This is a genomic window from Streptomyces sp. 35G-GA-8 (genome assembly GCF_023534745.1).
GTDB lineage: Bacteria > Actinomycetota > Actinomycetes > Streptomycetales > Streptomycetaceae > Streptomyces.
This window is the reverse complement of record NZ_JAMHJQ010000009.1, coordinates 401,940-422,253: the sequence shown is the minus strand read 5'-3', so window position 1 is coordinate 422,253 and position 20,314 is coordinate 401,940. Positions and strand designations below refer to the sequence as shown.

15 protein-coding genes and 4 tRNA genes are annotated in these 20,314 nt (G+C 69.6%); 9 read left to right on the top strand and 10 right to left on the bottom strand.

The window, feature by feature from the left end; genetic code table 11:
- The first annotated feature begins 44 nt into the window (after positions 1–44).
- The 4 genes from M1203_RS23040 to M1203_RS23025 all read left to right on the top strand — a co-directional run bounded on the left by M1203_RS23040 (position 45) and on the right by M1203_RS23025 (position 2,128).
- A complete protein-coding gene (locus M1203_RS23040) occupies positions 45–1,766 on the top strand; it encodes a metallophosphoesterase (RefSeq protein ID WP_374403700.1) in 1,722 nt (573 codons plus the stop codon).
- An 80-nt stretch (positions 1,767–1,846) separates the two neighbouring features.
- A tRNA-Glu gene (locus tag M1203_RS23035) sits at positions 1,847–1,919 on the top strand.
- A gap of 39 nt (positions 1,920–1,958) precedes the next feature.
- Positions 1,959–2,033, top strand: a tRNA-Asp gene (locus M1203_RS23030).
- 21 nt (positions 2,034–2,054) lie between these two features.
- Positions 2,055–2,128: transfer RNA gene (locus M1203_RS23025), tRNA-Phe, on the top strand.
- A gap of 54 nt (positions 2,129–2,182) precedes the next feature.
- Here the strand turns inward: M1203_RS23025 and M1203_RS23020 are convergent.
- The 3 genes from M1203_RS23020 to M1203_RS23010 all read right to left on the bottom strand — a co-directional run bounded on the left by M1203_RS23020 (position 2,183) and on the right by M1203_RS23010 (position 4,417).
- Positions 2,183–3,070, bottom strand: coding sequence for a cytochrome c biogenesis CcdA family protein (locus M1203_RS23020; RefSeq protein WP_249951656.1), 888 nt, complete (start codon positions 3,068–3,070; stop codon positions 2,183–2,185).
- The gene (locus M1203_RS23015) at positions 3,067–3,867 is read right to left on the bottom strand and encodes a thioredoxin domain-containing protein (RefSeq protein ID WP_249951655.1); all 801 of its coding nucleotides are present in this window, start codon (positions 3,865–3,867) and stop codon (positions 3,067–3,069) included. The genes M1203_RS23020 and M1203_RS23015 overlap by 4 nt, the downstream gene beginning before the upstream one ends.
- A 100-nt stretch (positions 3,868–3,967) precedes the next feature.
- On the bottom strand, positions 3,968–4,417 hold the full coding sequence (locus M1203_RS23010; protein ID WP_249951654.1) for a hypothetical protein: 450 nt from the start codon (positions 4,415–4,417) through the stop codon (positions 3,968–3,970).
- 248 nt (positions 4,418–4,665) lie between these two features.
- Between M1203_RS23010 and hrpA the strand changes: the two genes are divergently transcribed.
- The 3 genes from hrpA to M1203_RS22995 all read left to right on the top strand — a co-directional run bounded on the left by hrpA (position 4,666) and on the right by M1203_RS22995 (position 9,291).
- Positions 4,666–8,640 carry an ATP-dependent RNA helicase HrpA gene (gene hrpA / locus M1203_RS23005; RefSeq protein ID WP_249951653.1) on the top strand — a complete coding sequence of 1,325 codons (3,975 nt, stop codon included), beginning with the start codon at positions 4,666–4,668 and terminating at the stop codon, positions 8,638–8,640.
- A 101-nt stretch (positions 8,641–8,741) separates the two neighbouring features.
- A tRNA-Asp gene (locus M1203_RS23000) sits at positions 8,742–8,816 on the top strand.
- Between the two features lie 262 nt (positions 8,817–9,078).
- Positions 9,079–9,291: a DUF6274 family protein gene (locus M1203_RS22995; protein WP_249951652.1), complete on the top strand. Its 213-nt coding sequence runs from the start codon at positions 9,079–9,081 to the stop codon at positions 9,289–9,291.
- A gap of 412 nt (positions 9,292–9,703) precedes the next feature.
- On the opposite strand, the gene bldC is transcribed toward M1203_RS22995, so the two are convergent.
- Together bldC and M1203_RS22985 are read right to left on the bottom strand one after the other, a co-directional pair.
- Entirely contained in the window at positions 9,704–9,910 is a 207-nt protein-coding gene (bldC, locus tag M1203_RS22990) for a developmental transcriptional regulator BldC (protein ID WP_003949541.1), read from the bottom strand.
- Positions 9,911–10,485: 575 nt separating this feature from the next.
- Positions 10,486–11,379, bottom strand: coding sequence for a hypothetical protein (locus M1203_RS22985; protein WP_249951651.1), 894 nt, complete (start codon positions 11,377–11,379; stop codon positions 10,486–10,488).
- A gap of 179 nt (positions 11,380–11,558) precedes the next feature.
- On the opposite strand from M1203_RS22985, the gene M1203_RS22980 reads away from it, so the two are divergent.
- Together M1203_RS22980 and M1203_RS22975 are read left to right on the top strand one after the other, a co-directional pair.
- Positions 11,559–12,659 carry a Glu/Leu/Phe/Val dehydrogenase dimerization domain-containing protein gene (locus M1203_RS22980; RefSeq protein WP_249951650.1) on the top strand — a complete coding sequence of 367 codons (1,101 nt, stop codon included), beginning with the start codon at positions 11,559–11,561 and terminating at the stop codon, positions 12,657–12,659.
- 302 nt (positions 12,660–12,961) lie between these two features.
- Positions 12,962–13,213, top strand: a complete 252-nt coding sequence (locus tag M1203_RS22975) for a DUF3073 domain-containing protein (protein ID WP_030350036.1) — start codon at positions 12,962–12,964, stop codon at positions 13,211–13,213.
- Between the two features lie 144 nt (positions 13,214–13,357).
- On the opposite strand, the gene purM is transcribed toward M1203_RS22975, so the two are convergent.
- The 5 genes from purM to purL form a co-directional block, all read right to left on the bottom strand.
- The gene (gene purM / locus M1203_RS22970) at positions 13,358–14,428 is read right to left on the bottom strand and encodes a phosphoribosylformylglycinamidine cyclo-ligase (RefSeq protein ID WP_249951649.1); all 1,071 of its coding nucleotides are present in this window, start codon (positions 14,426–14,428) and stop codon (positions 13,358–13,360) included.
- Positions 14,429–14,501: 73 nt separating this feature from the next.
- Entirely contained in the window at positions 14,502–16,028 is a 1,527-nt protein-coding gene (purF, locus tag M1203_RS22965; RefSeq protein WP_249951648.1) for an amidophosphoribosyltransferase, read from the bottom strand.
- Positions 16,029–16,101: 73 nt separating this feature from the next.
- The gene (locus M1203_RS22960; RefSeq protein ID WP_249951647.1) at positions 16,102–16,974 is read right to left on the bottom strand and encodes an META domain-containing protein; all 873 of its coding nucleotides are present in this window, start codon (positions 16,972–16,974) and stop codon (positions 16,102–16,104) included.
- 71 nt (positions 16,975–17,045) lie between these two features.
- Positions 17,046–17,849: a maleylpyruvate isomerase family mycothiol-dependent enzyme gene (locus M1203_RS22955; RefSeq protein WP_249951646.1), complete on the bottom strand. Its 804-nt coding sequence runs from the start codon at positions 17,847–17,849 to the stop codon at positions 17,046–17,048.
- A 215-nt stretch (positions 17,850–18,064) separates the two neighbouring features.
- A complete protein-coding gene (gene purL / locus M1203_RS22950) occupies positions 18,065–20,314 on the bottom strand; it encodes a phosphoribosylformylglycinamidine synthase subunit PurL (protein WP_249951645.1) in 2,250 nt (749 codons plus the stop codon).

Here is a 20,314-nt window from a genome sequence, read left to right as displayed (position 1 = left end):
CCGCACTCCCGTGCTCCCGCTACTCCTGATGGCGGCAGGCAGGCATGGCAGGCCCTCATCGTGGGCATACGCGATCAATGGCCCGTGATGTACCACGCTTCCCGTTCCGTACCTCTCTCACCCGCATCCAGGGCCATCTCAGTTCCAGCCGTGACGCGCCCACCAGCGCCCTGGTCCACTCCCCGCACCCCTACGCCCGCGCGCTCGGGCTGTTCGCGGTCGTCCTCCTCGGCGCCTGGCTCGGGCTGCTGATCGTCGGCAGCGTCAAGACCCCGGTCGGTCCGATGGACACCAAGATGACGCTGCGTCCGTCCCTGACCGGCGGCACCAAGATCAATGTCTCTCCGCTGGGCGCGCTGGAGCTGAGCACGCACACCGCCCCCATCCGCCTCGACGTCGATGTGGACCAGCTGGACCCCGTACGGTCCCAGGCGCTCGTCGAGCACCCCGAGCGGCTCTCCGGTCTCCAGGGCGAGGTCAGCCACGACGTCATGGACGGCACCACCGAGCTGGCCGTACGGTCCGTCGTCGCCGTCGTCTCCGGAGCCACCGCCCTCGGGCTCGCCGTCTACCGCCGCCCCCGCCGCGCCCTTGTCGCCGGCGGGCTGGCGCTCACGCTGCTCGCCGCCTCGGGTGTCGGCGCGTACGCCACCTGGAACCCCAAGTCGGTACTGGAGCCCCGGTTCTCCGGACTGCTCTCCTCCGCCCCGCAGGTGGTCGGCAGCGCGCGCTCGATCGTGAACGATTTCAACGTCTACCAGAAGGAGTTGGCGCGGCTGGTCACCAACGTGACCAAGCTGTACGACGCCGCCTCGACGCTCCCGACCTTCCAGCCGGACCCGGCCACCCTCCGGGTCCTGCATGTCTCGGACATCCATCTCAACCCGGCGGCCTGGCACATCATCGGCTCCCTCGTCGAGCAGTACGGGATCCACATGATCATCGACTCCGGCGACACCATGGACCACGGCGCCTCCGCCGAGAACACCTTCCTCGACCCGATCGCCGATCTGGACGTCCCGTACGTCTGGGTGCGCGGCAACCACGACTCGCGCGGCACCCAGGAGTATCTGCGGCGCATGAAGAACGTCCGGGTCCTGGACGAGGGCCGGGCCGTCACCGTCGCGGGGGTACGGGTGGCGGGCAGCGGCGATCCGCAGTTCACCCCCGACCGCTCGGTGGAGGCCCAGGGCGACCCGGCCGAACGCATGACGGGCATCCGGCTCGCCTCGGCACTGCGCGACCAGCAGCGGGCCGGCACGCCCGTGCACATCGCGGTCGCCCACAACCCGGTGGCCGCCCGGGAGACCGACGGTCTCGTCCCGCTGGCCCTCTCCGGCCATATCCACCACCGCGAGACGCAGATGCTGCCGCACGGAACCCGGCTGAAGATCGAGGGCTCCACGGGCGGCGGCGGGCTGCGCGCCGTGCAGAACGAGACCCCGGAGAAGGTGCAGATGTCCGTGCTCTATCTGGACCGGACGACCAAGCGGCTCCAGGCCTGGGACGAGATCACCCTCGGCGGGCTGGGGCTGACGACCGCCGAGGTCAGCCGCCATCTTCCGCAGGAGATCGTTACACCGGGCGCCGGGGCCTCGCCCAGCCCGGATCCGTCGGGCACGGGCGGTACGGGACCGTCGTCGGGCACCGGCTCCCCGGCACCGCCGACCGGCTCCCCCTCACGCACGCCGGGCGCCGCCCCGCCCGCACCCGGCGCCGGGCCACCCTCGCCCACCCCGCCGGACGTCCCCCTGCCCGCTCCCTAAACCGTTTTGGCGATAGCTCTGCCCATCCCATATGCTTCTCACGTCCCCGACGCGCTGCAAAGCGCCCAGGCGGGCCCTTAGCCCTCATCGTCTAGTGGCCCAGGACGCCGCCCTTTCAAGGCGGTAGCACGGGTTCGAATCCCGTTGGGGGCACGCAACACCGTGTGCGAGACTAGTGCTCGCACATTGCTTGGTCCTGTGGAGCAGTTTGGAGTGCTCGCCACCCTGTCAAGGTGGAGGCCGCGGGTTCAAATCCCGTCAGGACCGCTGCAGCCGTTGAGGTTGCGTGGCTGGGTAGCTCAGTTGGTACGAGCGATCGCCTGAAAAGCGATAGGTCGCCGGTTCGATCCCGGCCCCAGCCACTTCGGCCCATAAGGGCGGTAGCCCCCCACCGAGATTCTCGGCGGGGGGCTTTCTCATGCTCCCGTCTCGTTACGGACCGGCTCGGCACGCCCAGCAGGCTCAGCACACTCGTCGCGGTCGTCACGGCCCCGGGACCGGGACCAGCGCACCAGTGTGATCACCGCCACCACCAGCACCACCCCTCCCAGCAGCGCCCAGTCCGGGATCGCCGCCCCGATCCCGCGCGCCCACTGCTCGGTGGCGAAGGAGTCGTCGACCGAGAGCAGCCCCGGCAGCGCCGTCGTCCCGTCGAAGGCGAGGAAGACCACGCCCAGGACGAGGAAGAAGAGCCCCGAGAGCAGCGAGGTCGTGTGCAGCTCGAAGCGTCCCAGCCGGAAGGCCCGGCCGCGCAGCCACCGCCGGCCGCCGAGCTCGAACCGTTCCCAGAGCAGGGCGAGCAGGAACAGCGGTACGGCCATGCCGAGCGCGTACACCGCGAGCAGCAGCCCGCCGTAGGCCGGACTGCCGCTCAGCGCCGCCACGGTCAGCACGCTGCCCAGGATCGGCCCCGCGCAGAAGCCGGCGAGCCCGTAGACCATGCCGAGGGCGTACACGGACAGCGCGGTCGTCGGCCGGATCCGGCCCGACAGCGCGGCCATACGGCGCGAGGCGAAGCCCATGCCGATGATCTGGGCGACCCCGAACGCGATGATCAGCCAGCCGCCGGTGGTGACCAGCAGATCGCGGTGCCCGTAGAAGAGCCGGCCGGCGAAGGAACCGGCGGCGCCCAGCGGGACGAGTGTGGTCGCGAGGCCGAGGTAGAAGATGCCGGTTCGGGCCAGGAGCCGGCCGGCCGAGTCGATGGAGTACGCGAAGAACGCGGGCAGGAGCAGGGCGCTGCACGGACTGAGCAGCGCGAGGAGGCCGCCGATCAGGGCGACCGGGTACCCGATGTCGGTCATCGGTTCTCCTTGCCGTCCGTACCCGCCGTGCCGCTCTTCCCGGTCTCGGGGGCGTTCGTGGCCGCGTCCGCCGCGGCTTTCGCCGACTCGATGGCCCGGGTGAAGGTCTCGTCCGGCTGCGCGCCGGCGATGGGGCGGCCGTTGATGAGGAAGGACGGGGTGGCTGTGGCGCCGAGGCCGAACGCCTCCTCCTTGTCCTTCCGTACGGCCGCCGCGGCGGCGTCCCCGGCGCGGTCGCGATGGAACCGCTCCAGGTCCTTCACCCCGGCCTCCCGGGCGAGCGCTTCGAGCCGGTCGTCGCCGAAGCCCTTCTCCTTCGAGCCCTCGGCGTACGCGGCCGAGTGGAACTCCCAGAAGCGGCCCTGCTGTCCGGCGGCCCAGCCGGCGTGGGCGGCGGCCTCCGACTCCTCTCCGAAGAGCGGGTAGTTGCGCCATTCGATGCGCAGGGTGCCCTTCTTGACGTACTTCTCCATGAGGCCGGGCTCGGTGTCGCGGGCGAACTTGCCGCAGTAGCCGCACTTGAAGTCGGCGTACTCGATCAGGACGACCGGCGCGTCCGCGCGGCCGACGGCGAGGGGGTCCGCACCGTCGCGGCGGGCGAGCTCGGCCAGCTCGGGGTAGACCCCGGCCTGCGGCTCCGCGGAGACCTCGGCGACCGGGCTTTCCCCGGACGTGACGCTGGTGGCGGCGTCCGACGTGGTGGTGGCGGGTTTGGTCGCGGTGTACGAGACGACGCCGAGCAGGGCGGCGGCGGCCACGACACCGGCGCCGATGGCGACGGCACGGCGGGAGGACATACGGGAAGGCTGTGCGGACATGGGTGACCGGCTCTCCGTTGCGATCCGTGAAATGGATCCGTGAAAAAAGGGGGACGAAAGCGGCGGACGCGGTCGGCCCCTATACGCGCAGCAGTACGGAGAGATCGATCGGAGAGGGCGCGGCGACCGGCGGCGGCCCGCGGTCGGGTATCACGGCGAGCACGGCCTGAGCGATGCCCCACGCGCCGGCGGTGTCGCGGGCGTCGTTCAGCGCGGGCAGCAGTTCATGGGCGAAGCCGCCGCGCGCGGGGGCGAGAGGCGGGGTGCCGGCGTCGTCCCGGTCGCCGCGCCCGCAGCCCGGAGTCGGACCGCCGTACCCGTCGGCGCCCGTAACCGTCTCGGTCCCGGCGGTCCCGGCAGCGACAACCGTCTCGACGGTCCCGGCGGCCGGCGGGGAAGCCGACACGAAGTCCGACGCCGCGGCCGACGGGAGACAGAACAGCAGCGCGACCAGCATCCCCAGCAGCGCCCCGCCCATGCCCACACCCACGAAGCGGCGGCGCCTGCTTCCGACGGGCACGCGGGGCATCAGGTGAACCTCTCCGGGCGACGGCGGTACGGGACGAGTGGCGCGGGACGGGTGGTACGGGACGACTGGCGCGGGGACGGGTGAAGCGGAAGGACCAGGTACGGGGTACGGGGCACCTGTCTCGCATCGTAAGGGGTGCTCATTCCCCTCGGGCAATACGGCCCTCCGCCCCGCCGTGCCGCCGCGCCGGATCCGCCGCCGAAATGGGTTCGCCACTCCCGAGCCGCGGGTGAGATCCTGGGCCAGGTATGTCTACTTCCTTCGCCGACCTCCAGACCCTGCTGGCCGACGTCCCGCTGCGTGACGCGCAGCGGCTCGGCCGCCGTCTCGAAGGCGCACGCCGCATCCGTAAGCCCGACGCGCGGCAGGCCGTGCTGGACGAGATCGCGGGTCAGGCCGAGAAGGCCGCCGAGCGGACGCGGCTGCGCGCCGGACGGATGCCCGCCGTCTCGTACCCCGAGCAGCTGCCCGTCAGCCAGAAGAAGGACCTGATCCTGGAGGCGATACGCGACCACCAGGTCGTGATCGTCGCCGGGGAGACCGGGTCGGGCAAGACGACCCAGATCCCCAAGATCTGTCTGGAGCTGGGCCGCGGTGTCCGCGGCATGATCGGGCACACCCAGCCACGCCGGATCGCCGCCCGTACGGTCGCGGAACGGGTCGCGGAGGAGCTGGACACGCCGCTGGGCGAGGCGGTCGGCTGGAAGGTCCGTTTCACCGATCAGGTCGATCAGGACGCGACGTTCGTCAAGCTGATGACGGACGGCATCCTGCTCGCCGAGGTCCAGACGGACCGCGAGCTGCTCGCGTACGACACGATCATCATCGACGAGGCCCATGAGCGCAGCCTCAACATCGACTTCCTGCTGGGGTATCTCGCCCAGCTGCTCCCCAGACGCCCCGACCTCAAGGTCGTCATCACCTCCGCGACCATCGACCCGGAACGTTTCTCCCGGCACTTCGCGGACGCGCCCATCGTGGAGGTCTCGGGCCGTACGTACCCGGTCGAGGTCCGCTACCGGCCCCTGCTGGAGGAGGACGGCGAGGAGGGCGACCGCGACCAGATCACCGCGATCTCCGAAGCCGTGGACGAACTCCAGGGCGAGGGCCCCGGCGACATTCTGGTCTTTCTCTCCGGCGAGCGTGAGATCCGCGACACCGCCGACGCCCTGGAGAAGCTTCAGCACCGGAACACCGAGGTTCTGCCGCTCTACGCCCGGCTCTCGCACGCCGAGCAGAACCGGGTGTTCCAGAAACACAGCGGACGCCGGATCGTGCTCGCGACGAATGTCGCCGAGACCTCGCTGACCGTCCCCGGCATCAAGTACGTGATCGACCCGGGCAACGCCCGGATCTCCCGCTACAGCCACCGCACCAAGGTCCAGCGGCTGCCGATCGAGAAGATCTCCCAGGCCAGCGCCAACCAGCGCAAGGGCCGCTGCGGCCGTACCTCGGACGGCATCTGCGTCCGGCTCTACTCCGAGGAGGACTTCGAGTCGCGCCCGGAGTTCACCGACGCCGAGATCCTCCGTACGAATCTGGCGTCCGTCATCCTCCAGATGACCGCGGCCGGGCTCGGCGACATCGAGAAGTTCCCCTTCATCGATCCGCCGGACCACCGCAATATCCGCGACGGTGTGCAGCTGCTCCAGGAGCTGGGCGCGTTCGACCCGTCGCAGGCCGCGCAGAAGGACCCGAAGAAGCGGCTCACCCCGCTCGGCCGCAAGCTCTCCCAGCTGCCCGTGGACCCGCGGCTGGCCCGGATGGTCATCGAGGCCGACCGCAACGGCTGCGTACGCGAAGTGATGGTGATCGCCGCCGCGCTCTCCATCCAGGACCCGCGCGAGCGGCCCGTCGACAAGCAGACCCAGGCCGACCAGCAGCACGCCCGCTTCAAGGACGAGACGTCCGACTTCCTGGCCTTCATCAATCTCTGGCGCTACATCAGGGAGCAGCAGAAGACGCTGTCCTCCTCGGCCTTCCGCCGGATGTGCAAGTCGGAGTATCTGAACTTCCTGCGGATCCGCGAGTGGCAGGACATCTACTCCCAGCTGCGTACGGTCGCCAAGCAGATGGGCATCCATCTCAACGAGGAGGACGCGGCGGACCAGTCCATCCACGTGTCGCTGCTGGCCGGGCTCCTCTCGCACATCGGGATGAAGGATGTGAAGAACGCCGGGGGGGAGGGTGGGAAAAACACCGCCAAGAACGAGTATCTGGGCGCCCGCAGCGCGAAGTTCGCGGTGTTCCCCGGCTCGGCGCTGTTCAAGAAGCCGCCGCGCTTCCTCATGTCCGCCGAGCTGGTGGAGACCTCCCGGCTCTGGGCGCGGGTCAACGCGAAGATCGAGCCCGAGTGGATCGAGCCCCTTGCCGGCCATCTCCTCAAGCACACCTACAGCGAGCCGCACTGGGAGAAGGACATGGCGGCCGTGATGGCGTACGAGAAGGTGACGCTCTACGGAGTACCGATCGTCGCCCAGCGCAAGGTGAATTTCGGCCGAATCGACCCCGAGGCATCCCGGGAGCTGTTCATCCGCCACGCGCTGGTCGAGGGCGACTGGCGCACGCACCACCAGTTCTTCCATGACAATCGCAAACTCCTGGGCGAGGTTGAGGAGTTGGAGCACCGCGCCCGGCGCCGCGACATCCTCGTGGACGACGAGACGCTCTACGACTTCTACGACCGGCGGGTGCCGGACGAGGTGGTCTCCGGCGCGCACTTCGACTCCTGGTGGAAGAAGAGACGCCGCGAGGAGCCGGACCTCCTCGACTTCGAGCGCTCGATGCTCATCAACGAGAAGGCCGGCTCCGTCACCAAGGACGACTACCCGGACTCCTGGCGCCAGGGACCGCTCAAGTTCCGCGTGACGTACCAGTTCGAGCCGGGTACGGACGCGGACGGCGTGACCGTCCATGTCCCGCTCCAGGTGCTCAACCAGGTCACCTCCGAAGGCTTCGACTGGCAGATCCCGGGCCTGCGCGAGCAGGTGGTCATGGAGCTGATCCGCTCGCTGCCCAAGCCGATCCGCCGCCACTACGTGCCCGCGCCGAACTACGCCAAGGCGTTCCTGGAGCGGGCCGTGCCCCTTCAGGAGCCGCTGCCGGTGACCCTGGCCCGCGAGCTCCAGCGGATGGTCGGGGTGCCGGTCACGGCCGACGACTTCGACCCCGCCCGGATGCCCGACCATCTCAGGGTCACGTTCCGCATCGTCGACGAGCGGCGCCGCAAGATCGCCGAACACGCCGAGGGGAAAGACCTGGAGGCGCTCAAGCTCCAGTTGCGCCCCAAGGCCCGTCAGGCGCTCTCCAAGGCCGCCGCGGCCACCGCCGAGCGCTCGGGCGGCGAGGCGATCGAACGTACGGGCCTGACGGAGTGGACGATCGGCACGCTCTCCCGGGTCTTCGAGACCCGGCGGGCCGGCCAGCCCGTCAAGGCGTACCCGGCGCTGGTCGATCAGGGCGCGACCGTGGCCGTACGGCTCTTCGACACCGAGGCGGAGCAGCGGCAGGCGATGTGGGCGGGTACGCGCCGGCTGATCCTGCTGAACATCCCGGTGAACCCGGCGAAGTTCGCCTCCGACAAGCTCACCAACCAGCAGAAGCTGGCGCTCTCCCGCAATCCGCACGGCTCCGTCCAGGCGCTGTTCGACGACTGCGCCATGGCCGCCGCCGACAAGCTGATCGCGGACCACGGGGGTCCGGCCTGGGACGAGGAATCGTTCCGGAAGCTGTACGACAAGGTGCGCGCCGATCTCGTCGACGCGACCGTGCGGACCATCGGACAGGTCCAGCAGATCCTGGCCGCCTGGCAGGCCTGTGAGCGCCGTTTGAAGGCCACGGGCAGTCCGACACTGATCAACAACGTCCAGGACGTCAGGGACCAGCTGGCGGCCCTCGTACCGGCCGGCTTCGTCACCCGCACCGGGCTGCGCCGGCTGCCCGACCTGATGCGCTATCTCGTCGCGGCGGACCGCCGGCTCCAGCAGATGCCGACGAACGTCCAGCGCGACACCACACGCATGGAGAAGGTCCATGAGATGCGGGACGAGTACGCCTGGCTGCTCGAACAGCTCCCGCGGGGACGACCGGTGCCCCAGCAGGTGCTGGACATCCGCTGGATGATCGAGGAGCTGCGGGTGAGCTACTTCGCGCACGCCCTGGGCACCGCGCAGCCCGTCTCGGACAAGCGCATCATCAAGGCGATCGACGCGGCGGCGCCGTAACGCGTTCATGGCGGAGGGTGCGCGGGGAGTGAGTTCGACCGGACCCCGCGAGCTGCTGTAGAGTCTCGTCTCGCAGCCGCCGGTACGGGGCAGCGAAACCTGGTCCTGTGGAGCAGTTTGGAGTGCTCGCCACCCTGTCAAGGTGGAGGCCGCGGGTTCAAATCCCGTCAGGACCGCAGTCGCAGTACAGAGGAGCCCGCATCCACACCGGATGCGGGCTTTTCCGTTGCCCCCCTCTCTCTCTCACCACCCCCGTGCACAGGTGACCCCATTGCATACGGCAAGCGCCGTCGACGCCCTGGTCACGCCGCAGTAATGGCGTACCCAAATCCACCGGGCCCGGGCCGCATCTCCTTGACGACGCCAACGGCCGGGGGTACCTAAGCAGAAGGGCCCCACGCTCACCGCATCCACGGGCCCGCACCGGGGGTGGTGTGCGTGACGGCATCGACGACGAGGCATGAGACCCGCGCGCTGTTGCGCGCCCATCTGGCGGCCGCGTCCGGCCATCCGCATCGCACCGGATACTGCCCGATCTGTCATCGCCTCCAGCGGCTCGCCATGGAGTCCTCGGCGAACGACGATCTCTTTCTCGAAGAGTGCTTCCTGGACGACGAGTTAGCCGAGGACCAGGCCACCTCCGCTCCGTGACCGACCGTATGAGCGTGATCCATTCGGTAGCGCTCCCACTCTTGGCAAGTCCTTGGTGGTGTGACGCTAGTCACCGAATGAGTTTCTGGAATGACGGCGCTTACACCCCACCTACAATCCACCAATTTAATATGTGCAATTGCACTCTCTCCCGAACCCCTCCGGAGGCACCTTCGACACCGTCCACACAGCGCCCCAACAGGGCCGGGACACCGCCTCCCCGGCGCACAAAAAAGATCGCGCTGGACCCGGCGGAGTCCAGCGCGATCGACGACTTACCCCGTGATGCGAGGGCATGGGGCCTGTTGGGGCAGGCGCCCGTCGTATGGAGCTATGGGTCGGGACGACCGAGTTTGGGGGACCCGGCAGTGCCCTGCTTGTAGTTGAGCCCTAATGAGCCTTACTGGGTTGTTCAGGCCTCGCTGCGCTGCTGCGGAATACCCGCAAGCAGTGCGCGGACCTCTGCCTCGCGATACCGGCGATGCCCACCGAGCGTGCGGATGGACGTGAGCTTGCCGGCTTTTGCCCAGCGAGTGACCGTCTTCGGGTCCACGCGGAACATCGTGGCAACCTCAGCCGGGGTCAGCAGCGGCTCGGCATCAGGGGTGCGAGCGGTCATGAGCGGCCTCCTCGGGAGAACCGAACCATCTCGGTTCTTTCCTCTAAATTCTGCACCTTGACCCGCGTTGCCCGAAATGGCGGACGCGGGCCGAGTCGGTTATAGGACGAACGGCTTGTCCTCGGCACTACAACTACACCATCCGTCCAGCCACGTCGGCCAAACCGATGGAATTGCCCTCTGAGGTGTTCATCAGTGGCGGAAGCCGATGGACCATGCCATAGCGGACAGTCACGTCACAGATACGATCAGTCACAGAGCGATCAGGAGTCAACAGACCCCCCATATAGAGTGCAATGCTGAGCGTTCCGCCCACACTTGGGCGGAAGGAACCCTCCCCGGACTCCTTGTCCTATTTTGACACGAGGGTAGGCGATGGGCGCAAGAGCCCCGTTAGTGCGGTCCGTCACGCTTGAGGCAAAGGCCCGGATCGGGACCTCCGCCCTAGGCCCCGTTCACCGCCCGTAAGGGCCCGGACACTGCCCGTTTCGGCGCCCGTTCTCACCTGCGCACCGCCCGTCACTCTCCGCCTCGCGGGAGTCGGGAAGGGAGACGGAGGATGAACGCGGGGGAACTCAGTTCGCGAACTGGCGGTCCCGGACCGCCCGCCATCGCTCCGTGAGCCGTCCGTACGCCTCCCCGGCACCCTCGTCGTCCCCGTCCCGCAGCGCCGTGATCGCCGCCGCCACATCGGCCGCCGAGTGGTCCTCGGCGAGCTGAGCGCAGGACAGTACGTGCACCAGACCTCCGTAGTCCAGTTCGACCAGTGAGCGCGGGTGGAACTCCTCCAGCCAGCGCCCCACGTCCACCAGGCCGTCGATCAGCGGGCCGTCGTCCAGGGTGTCCCGCAGGGTCTTCAGCGAGCGGGCCAGCCGGCGCCGGGCCTGCACCATCGGGGTCCGGTACCGCAGCACCCGCGCGCCGCCAGGTCCGGCCCCATTCGATTCGGTCGCGTCCGATCCGGTGCCTCCCGGCACCGCCCCACCTGGCTCAAAAGTGCGCTCGTCGTCGGAGAAGAGGGTGAACCAGCGCACCGGCACCTGCCAGACCGCCGTCCGGATCCACGGCCGCGCGTCCGGGTTGCTGTCCCGCCAGCGCTCGTAGTCCTTCGCCGCCTGCCCGCGCACCACCGGCGGCAGCACCGCGTCCAGGAGCGGTACCGGCAGCAGTTCGCCCAGTTCCTCCAGCGCCAGCCAGCCGCGCAGCCGGGTGCGCCAGGGACAGACGCACACCACACCGTCCACCTCGGTGATGAAGGCGTCCGCGCTCTCGTGCACCGGCACGGGCACCGGCGGGGTGGGCAGCAAGTCGGCCAGGGAGCGCCGTAGTTCGTCCTGTGCGGTCGGCGTCCCGTCCCGGGCGGCGTAGCGTCGCCAATGACCCCGTTCGGGCTCGGCGAAGGCTGCAAGCGGCTCGTAGACCCGCAGGTAGGACGCGTAAGGGACGAGAACTGAAGACACCGCAGGCATGCGGCGCATCGTCCCATGCCTGTACCCCACAAGGGGGTGATCCTCGGCACTGCGGCTGATCCGCGCCCCCACAGGAATTACTCTCTTGCTTGCTCGACCGCTCCACCCTTCAACGGGTCCCTCCCCCACCCAGCAGGAGGGGCCCGCCCACCGCCGCTTCGTACTTGGGAGTCACCACAGTGACCGATGTGACCGGCGCTCCTGTCGACGTACTGCACACCCTGTTCCGTTCGGAGCAGGGAGGCCACGAGCAAGTCGTGCTCTGCCAGGACCGTGCCAGCGGCCTCAAGGCCGTTATCGCCATCCATTCGACCGCCCTGGGCCCCGCCCTGGGCGGCACCCGTTTCTATCCCTACGCGTCCGAGGAAGAGGCCGTCGCCGACGCGCTGAACCTCTCCCGGGGCATGTCGTACAAGAACGCCCTGGCCGGGCTCGACCACGGCGGCGGCAAAGCCGTGATCATCGGGGACTCCGCGCAGTTCGAGGGCGACAGAAGGACCGAGCTGCTGCTCGCCTACGGCCGGGCCGTGGCCTCGCTCGGCGGCCGGTACGTCACCGCCTGCGATGTCGGCACGTACGTCGCGGACATGGACGTCGTGGCGCGCGAGTGCCGGTGGACCACGGGACGGTCCCCGGAGAACGGCGGGGCGGGCGACTCGTCGGTCCTGACGGCCTTCGGGGTCTTCCAGGGCATGCGGGCGAGCGCGCGGCACCTGTGGGGCGACCCGTCGCTGCGCGGCCGCACGGTCGGGGTCGCGGGCGTCGGCAAGGTCGGGCGGCACCTCGTGGAGCATCTGCTCCAGGACGGCGCGCAGGTCGTCATCACGGACGTACGGGAAGAGTCGGTCACCCGCATCACCGACCGCCACCCACAGGTCGCCGTCGTCGCCGACAACGACACGCTGATCCGCACCGCGGGCATGGACATCTACGCCCCGTGCGCGCTCGGCGGCGCGCTGAACGACGAGTCCGTACCGGTCCTCACCGCGGCCGTGGTCTGCGGAGCGGCCAACAACCAGCTCGCCCACCCCGGTGTCGAGAAGGACCTCTCGGACCGCGGGATCCTCTACGCGCCCGACTACGTGGTGAACGCCGGCGGGGTGATCCAGGTCGCCGACGAACTGAACGGGTTCGACTTCGACCGGTGCCACGCGAAGGCGGCCAAGATCTTCGACACCGCGCTGGCGATATTCGCACGTGCGAAGGAGGACGGTATTCCGCCGGCCGCCGCGGCGGACAGGATCGCCGAGCACAGGATGGCGGAAGCCCGCCACCGCTGACCGCCCGAGAGGCCGGCGTGACGTACGCGGGACCGCGCGGGGGACCGTTCGGGAGACCAGACTCACGCCGGTCGGCGGGTCGCCCGGCGAGAAGAGGTTAAAATCGCAGCTGACCAGCGAGGACGGGGCACCTCGTTGGTCCTGCGCCAAGGCGCGTCATGCGGGCGGCGTACCGTATGGCCGCGGAAGCAGGTACCGTTGAAGCCCTACGGACGGGTCTCTCCGCGGAGAGCTCGTTCTGATTCATGAACGCGTGTCAAGACTCTGGGGCCGTCGAGCCCCGTCACCGAGGGGGTCGAGCCATGGGGCGCGGCCGGGCCAAGGCCAAGCAGACGAAGGTCGCCCGCCAGCTGAAGTACAACAGCGGCGGGACTGACCTGTCGCGTCTGGCCAACGAGCTGGGCGCATCGCCTTCAAGTCAACCACCGAACGCGGAGCCGTTCGAGGATGACGACGAGGAAGATGACCCGTACGCACAGTACGCGGATCGTTACAACGACGACGAGGACGAGGACGACGAGTCCGGACCCTCGACGCGGCGCCGCGGCGCTTGACGTCCTTATACGTCGATATACCCCGAGCAGTAGCTCATTGCCCGGTCCTGGGCGGTAGTCCGGGACCGGGTTCTGTGCTGTCCGCTGCCGGACGGTCTCCTACGGTGCCGGGGGCGGCCTGAGGCAGGACGGGTCCGCCCGCACTCAGCCCGCGTAGTCACCGGTCAGCGTGGCACCGGTGGAGTGGCCGGCCCGCTCGGTGATCTCTCCGGCGATCCAGGCGTCCACCCCTCGGTCGGCGAGCGTGGTGAGCGCGGCGCCGGCCGACTCCGCCGGGACGACGGCCATCATGCCCACGCCCATGTTCAGCGTCCTCTCCAGCTCCAGGCGCTCCACCCGGCCCGCCGTGCCGATGACGTCGAAGACCGCGCCGGGCGTCCAGGTCGAGCGGTCCACCGTGGCGTGCAGTCCCTCGGGGATCACCCGGGCCAGATTGGCCGCCAGACCGCCGCCGGTGATGTGGCTGAACGCGTGCACCTCGGTGGTCCTGGTGAGCGCCAGACAGTCCAGTGAGTAGATCTTGGTCGGTTCGAGCAGCTCCTCGCCGAGGGTGCGGCCGAACTCCGCGACCTCGCGGTCGAGCGACCAGCCGGCCCGGTCGAAGACCACGTGCCGGACCAGCGAGTACCCGTTGGAGTGAAGACCGGAGGACGCCATGGCGATCACCGCGTCACCCGTACGGATACGATCCGCGCCGAGCAGCCGGTCCGCCTCGACCACGCCCGTACCGGCGCCCGCGACATCGAAGTCGTCCTCGCCGAGCAGTCCGGGGTGCTCGGCGGTCTCGCCGCCGACCAGGGCACAGCCGGCCAGCACACAGCCTTCGGCGATGCCCTTGACGATGGCGGCGACCCGCTCGGGGTGGACCTTGCCGACACAGATGTAGTCGGTCATGAAAAGGGGCTCGGCGCCGCAGACCACCAGGTCGTCGACGACCATGCCGACCAGATCGTGACCGATCGTGTCGTACACGCCCATCTTGCGCGCGAGATCGACCTTCGTACCGACCCCGTCGGTGGCGGAGGCGAGCAGCGGGCGCTCGTAGCGCTTGAGGGCGGAGGCGTCGAAGAGGCCGGCGAAGCCGCCGAGGCCGCCGAGGACCTCGGGGCGCCGGGTCTTCTTCACCCACTCCTTCATCAGCTCGACGGCGCGGTCACCGGCTTCGATGTCGACGCCCGCGGCGGCATAGCTGGCACCAGTAGTCGTTTCGGACATGGCTGGGTACTTTCCTGTCGTCTTGCGGTCGTCTGGGGGACGGACGGTCACGGGCGGGGAGGGGCGCGGGCGGCTACGGGCGGCGGAGCGCGTCCGTGGCGGCGGTGTTGGCCGGGCCCGCCGCCAGCTCGGTCTCCAGCAGCTGCTTGCCGAGGAGCTCGGGGTCGGGAAGATCCATCGGGTACTCGCCGTCGAAGCAGGCGCGGCAGAGATTCGGCTTGGCGATGGTCGTCGCCTCGATCATCCCGTCGAGGGAGATGTACGCGAGGGAGTCGGCCCCCATGGAGACGCCGATCTCCTCGACCGTCATGCCGTTGGCGATCAGCTCGGCGCGGGTGGCGAAATCTATCCCGAAGAAGCACGGCCACTTCACCGGCGGCGACGAGATCCGGATATGGACCTCGGCGGCGCCCGCCTCACGGAGCATCTTGACCAGGGCGCGCTGGGTGTTGCCGCGGACGATCGAGTCGTCGACGACAACCAGACGCTTGCCCCGGATGACTTCCTTCAGCGGGTTCAGCTTGAGACGGATGCCCAGCTGGCGGATGGTCTGGGACGGCTGGATGAAGGTCCGGCCGACATAGGCGTTCTTGACCAGGCCCGAGCCGTACGGGATGCCGCTGGCCTCCGCGTAGCCGATCGCGGCCGGGGTGCCGGACTCCGGCGTCGCTATGACCAGATCCGCCTCGACCGGAGCTTCCTTGGCGAGTTTCCGCCCCATTTCGACCCGGGACAGATAGACATTCCGCCCGGCGATGTCCGTATCAGGACGGGCCAGATAGACATACTCGAAGACACAGCCCTTGGGCTTCGCTTCCGCGAATCGCTGCGAACGGAGACCGTTCTCGTCGATGGCGATCAGCTCGCCGGGCTCGATCTCCCGGACGTACGAGGCGCCGCAGATGTCCAGAGCGGCGCCCTCGGAGGCGACGACCCAGCCACGTTCGAGCCGGCCGAGGACCAGCGGGCGGATGCCCTGGGGGTCGCGGGCGGCGTAGAGGGTGTGCTCGTCCATGAAGACGAACGAGAAGGCGCCCTTGACGTCGGGCAGCACCTTGGCGGCGGCGTCCTCGACCGTGAGGGGCTTGCCGTCCTCGTCGACCTGACTGGCGAGCAGCGCCGTGACCAGGTCGGTGTCATTGGTGGCGGCGACCCGGGTCGTCCGGCCGTTCTCCTTGGGCAGATCGGCGACCATCTCGGCGAGCTGGGCGGTATTGACCAGATTGCCGTTGTGGCCGAGCGCGATGGAACCGTGGCCCGTGGCCCGGAAGGTCGGCTGCGCGTTCTCCCACACCGAGGCTCCGGTGGTGGAGTAGCGGGCATGGCCCACCGCGATATGGCCGAGGAGCGAGCTGAGGGAGGTTTCGTCGAAGACCTGCGAGACCAGGCCCATGTCCTTGAAAACCAGGATCTGGGACCCATTGCTCACTGCGATGCCCGCGGACTCCTGTCCACGGTGCTGCAGGGCATACAGTCCGAAATAGGTGAGCTTGGCGACCTCTTCGCCCGGGGCCCAGACTCCGAAGACGCCACAAGCGTCCTGGGGGCCTTTCTCTCCGGGGAGCAGGTCGTGGTTGAGTCGTCCATCACCACGAGGCACGCCACCGAGTGTAGGCGAGATCGACCACTGGTCCGAATTGGGGATACGGACCGGCCCCCCGCCGGCCCCCGTACTACTTCCCCGGGGCGGGCGCGGTGGCGCTCAGTCCCTGGCCGTCGGCGGCCCTGAGGGTCAGCCCGCGGTGACGCAGCTCATAGGAGACCTTGCCCTCCAGCACCTTCTGAACCTGGCGTTCCAGGGTCATTTCGGGCCCCGGGCAGAGCTTGCGGGTGGAGCTGACCCGGCCGATCGTGAGGGTGGCCGGGGCACCGGACGCGGACTCGGAGAGCCGCGCGGTCGCGCTGAAGGAGTTGCAGCCGAGGCTGCCCTCCATGGACAGGTCCTTGCCGTCCTCACGGAACGTGAAACGCGCCTTGCCGTCCGTCCCCTTGGGCAGGGAGGTCGCGGTGGCGCCCTGGGCCAGCGCGTCGACGGTCCACTCGGTGCCCACGAGGGGCGCGGGGGGCTCGGAGGTGAGGGCGATCGCGTCGCCGTCGGCGGTGGTGAGCGTGAGCCTCTTGTCCTGGACAGTGGCCTTGAGCTTGCCGGAGAACGCGCCGTCCAGCGCCTTCTCGAAGGTCTCCAGCTCCTTCGGACAGCCGATCATCGTGGTCTGCTTCTTGCCCACGGTGACCGTGTCGCCCTCGACGGTGACGTCCGCGCCGATGGAGTTGCAGCCCGTCTTCGCGCTGGCCCGCCCCTGGGAGTCGATCTCCACGCTGGCACCGGCGGGGGCGGCGGTCTTCCGGCCGCCGACGGTCACGCTGTCGACGTTCCAGCGCACATCGGTGAGGGCGGTCTCGGTCCGTACCTCTCCGCCGGAGCCCGCGCCGGCGCCGGAGCCCGAGCCCTTGCCGGACTCCGTACCGCAGGCGGTCAGTGTGAGCAGAGCGACGGTAGTGACGGCTGTGACAGTGGTGAGTGGGGTGATCCGCTGCTTCGGCATACCCGTGGGACGGGACGGGCGGGGCTCCGGTTCCGCGATTCCTCCCGTGTCCCCCGGGTGGCGGGGTCCCGTCACCCCATGAGGGGGAGCAGCCCGGCCAGATCCGCGCGCTCCCCACTGGCGCTGACCCGCGCCGCGCCGAGCGCGTCGTGCCAGGTCGTACGTCCGGTGGCGAGCCTGACCCAGGTCAGCGGATCGGTCTCCACGACGTTCGGGGGCGTCCCACGGGTGTGCCGGGGACCTTCCACGCACTGCACCACGGCGTACGGCGGGATCCGTACCTCGGTCGAGGCCCCGGGCGCCTTCACCGCGAGGGCGTCGGCGAGCAGTCGCGTACAGGCGGCGAGCGCCTGCCGCTCGTACGGAATGCTCAGCCCGGTCGCCCGGTTCAGGTCGTCGGTGTGGACGATCAGCTCGACGGTCCGGGTGACCAGATAGTCCCCGAGGCGTATGGCACCGATCCGGGTCGCCAGCAGCCGGTCGTCGGGGGCGTCGGGCAGCAGGGCGGCGATCCGGGTCCCGGCCCGCTCGAACAGTTCGTCGGGGGCGGCGGACGCGGCGAGCGCGCGAATGTCCTCGGAGATGGCCGTGGCGTGCGCAGCGGTCGTGAAGGGCCACTCGGGCAGGACGACCACGGGGCCGGGCGGCGGTCCCGGGTATTCGGGCTGTTCGAGATAGCGGTTGACGGACTCGACGGCCATGCTGAGATGCGCGGCCAGCTCGCGTACGGTCCAGTCGCCGAGCGCGGTGGGCAGCGCGAGCTGCTCGGGGGTGAGCCGGGCGACCGCCTCGCGTACCGTCCCGAACTGGGTCAGAACAGCGGTCCGGATCTTGGCGGAGTCGTAGCTGCGCAGACGCTTCTTGGCCGGTGGCATGGCGCGAGCATATGCGCGGCCCCCGGCCGGCCGCCGGGGCCGTACGCATCCCCGCCACGACTGGCGCGAAGTGACCCGCGCCGGCGCGTGATCCTGTCGCCGCGGGCCCCCGCCCGGTGGAGACCGGGCGGGGGCTCATCGCCGCGTTCGTTCGGACACGGCCCCGGATACGGACCGCGATCCGGGGCCGATACGACCCCGGATACGGCCGGACCTCAGGCCAGCAGCGCGGGGATCGTGCCCTCGTGGGCTTCCTTCAGCTCGGCCAGCGTGAGGCTGAACTCGTCCTGGATCTCGATCGCCTCGCCGTCCACGACCCCGATCCGGGCCACGGGCAGCCCGCGCGCACCGCACATGTCGGTGAAGCGAAGCTCCTCGCTGCGCGGTACGGAGACGACCGCGCGCCCCGCGGACTCGCTGAGCAGGAACGTGAACGCGTCCAGACCGTCCGGCACGACCAGCCGGGCGCCGTTCCCGCCACGCAGGCAGGACTCGGTGACCGCCTGGATCAGACCGCCGTCGCTCAGATCGTGCGCCGCGTCGATCATGCCGTCGCGGGACGCCGAGATCAGGATCTCGCCGAGCAGCTTCTCCCGGTCCAGGTCCACGGCCGGCGGCAGCCCGCCGAGGTGGTCGTGGACGACCTGCGACCAGGCCGAGCCGCCGAACTCCTCGCGCGTCTCGCCCAGCAGATAGAGGAGCTGGCCCTCTTCCGCGAAGGCGATCGGCGTACGGCGGTTGACATCGTCGATCACACCGAGCACCGCGACGACCGGCGTCGGATGGATGGCCGTCTCGCCCGTCTGGTTGTAGAGCGAGACATTGCCGCCGGTGACCGGGGTGCCCAACTGGCGGCAGCCGTCCGCCAGACCGCGCGTGGCCTCGGCGAACTGCCACATGACGGCCGGGTCCTCGGGCGAGCCGAAGTTCAGGCAGTCGGAGATGGCGAGCGGCGTGGCACCGGAGGCGGCGACATTGCGGTACGACTCGGCCAGCGCGAGCTGTGCGCCCGTGTACGGGTCGAGCTTCGCGTACCGGCCGTTGCCGTCGGTCGCCATCGCCACGCCCAGGTTCGACTCCTCGTCGATCCGGACCATTCCGGCGTCCTCGGGCTGCGCGAGGACGGTGTTGCCCTGCACGAACCGGTCGTACTGGTCGGTGATCCACGCCTTGGACGCCTGGTTCGGCGACGCGATCAGCCGCAGGACCTGCTCCCTGAGCTCGGCGGAGGTCGCCGGGCGGGCCAGCTTGTTGGCGTCGTCCGCCTGGAGGGCGTCCTGCCAGTCGGGGCGCGCGTACGGCCGGTGGTAGACCGGACCGTCGTGCGCCACCGAGCGCGGCGGTACGTCGACGATCTGCTCGCCGTGCCAGAAGATCTCCAGGCGCTCGCCCTCGGTCACCTCACCGATGACGGTGGCGATGACGTCCCACTTCTCGCAGATCTCCATGAAGCGGTCGACCTTGTCGGGCTCGACCACCGCGCACATGCGCTCCTGCGACTCGCTCATGAGGATTTCCTCGGGCGAGAGGGTCGCGTCACGCAGCGGCACGGTGTCCAGCTCGACCCGCATCCCGCCGGAACCGGCGGAGGCCAGCTCGCTGGTGGCGCAGGAGAGCCCGGCGCCGCCGAGGTCCTGGATACCGGCGACCAGCTTCTCGCGGAAGATCTCCAGGGTGCACTCGATGAGCAGCTTCTCCTGGAAGGGGTCGCCGACCTGGACGGCGGGCCGCTTGGCCGGTCCGGTGGACTCGAAGGTCTCGGACGCCAGGACGGAGACCCCGCCGATGCCGTCGCCGCCGGTGCGGGCGCCGTACAGGATCACCTTGTTGCCGGGGCCCGAGGCCTTCGCGAGGTGGATGTCCTCGTGCTTCATCACACCGATACAGCCGGCGTTGACCAGCGGGTTGCCCTGGTAGCAGGCGTCGAAGACGACCTCGCCGCCGATGTTCGGCAGGCCCAGGCAGTTGCCGTAGCCGCCGATGCCCGCGACGACGCCCGGCAGGACGCGCTTGGTGTCGGGGTGGTCGGCGGCGCCGAAGCGGAGCGGGTCCACGACGGCGACCGGGCGGGCGCCCATGGCGAGGATGTCGCGCACAATGCCGCCGACGCCGGTGGCCGCGCCCTGGTAGGGCTCGATGTACGAGGGGTGGTTGTGGGACTCGACCTTGAACGTGACCGCGTACCCCTGGCCGACGTCCACGACGCCCGCGTTCTCACCGATGCCCACGAGCATCGCGTCGCTGGCCGGGGCCTTCTCGCCGAACTGCTTGAGGTGCACCTTGCTGCTCTTGTACGAGCAGTGCTCGGACCACATGACGGAGTACATGGCCAGCTCGGCACCGGTGGGACGGCGCTCCAGGATCTCGCGGATCCGGGCGTACTCGTCCTCCTTGAGGCCGAGTTCCTTCCAGGGCTGCTCGGCCTCGGGGGTGCCGCTCGCGTGCTTGACCGTATCGAGGGTCAC

Bases quoted from the DNA above. Each gene is read 5' to 3' on its own strand.
- M1203_RS23040 (WP_374403700.1), top strand. From the start codon at position 45: ATGGCAGGCCCTCATCGTGGGCATACGCGATCAATGGCCCGTGATGTA.
- M1203_RS23020 (WP_249951656.1), bottom strand. From the start codon at position 3,070: ATGACCGACATCGGGTACCCGGTCGCCCTGATCGGCGGCCTCCTCGCG.
- M1203_RS23015 (WP_249951655.1), bottom strand. From the start codon at position 3,867: ATGTCCTCCCGCCGTGCCGTCGCCATCGGCGCCGGTGTCGTGGCCGCC.
- M1203_RS23010 (WP_249951654.1), bottom strand. From the start codon at position 4,417: ATGCCCCGCGTGCCCGTCGGAAGCAGGCGCCGCCGCTTCGTGGGTGTG.
- hrpA (WP_249951653.1), top strand. From the start codon at position 4,666: ATGTCTACTTCCTTCGCCGACCTCCAGACCCTGCTGGCCGACGTCCCG.
- bldC (WP_003949541.1), bottom strand. From the start codon at position 9,910: ATGACCGCTCGCACCCCTGATGCCGAGCCGCTGCTGACCCCGGCTGAG.
- M1203_RS22985 (WP_249951651.1), bottom strand. From the start codon at position 11,379: ATGCCTGCGGTGTCTTCAGTTCTCGTCCCTTACGCGTCCTACCTGCGG.
- M1203_RS22975 (WP_030350036.1), top strand. From the start codon at position 12,962: ATGGGGCGCGGCCGGGCCAAGGCCAAGCAGACGAAGGTCGCCCGCCAG.
- purM (WP_249951649.1), bottom strand. From the start codon at position 14,428: ATGTCCGAAACGACTACTGGTGCCAGCTATGCCGCCGCGGGCGTCGAC.
- M1203_RS22960 (WP_249951647.1), bottom strand. From the start codon at position 16,974: ATGCCGAAGCAGCGGATCACCCCACTCACCACTGTCACAGCCGTCACT.
- M1203_RS22955 (WP_249951646.1), bottom strand. From the start codon at position 17,849: ATGCCACCGGCCAAGAAGCGTCTGCGCAGCTACGACTCCGCCAAGATC.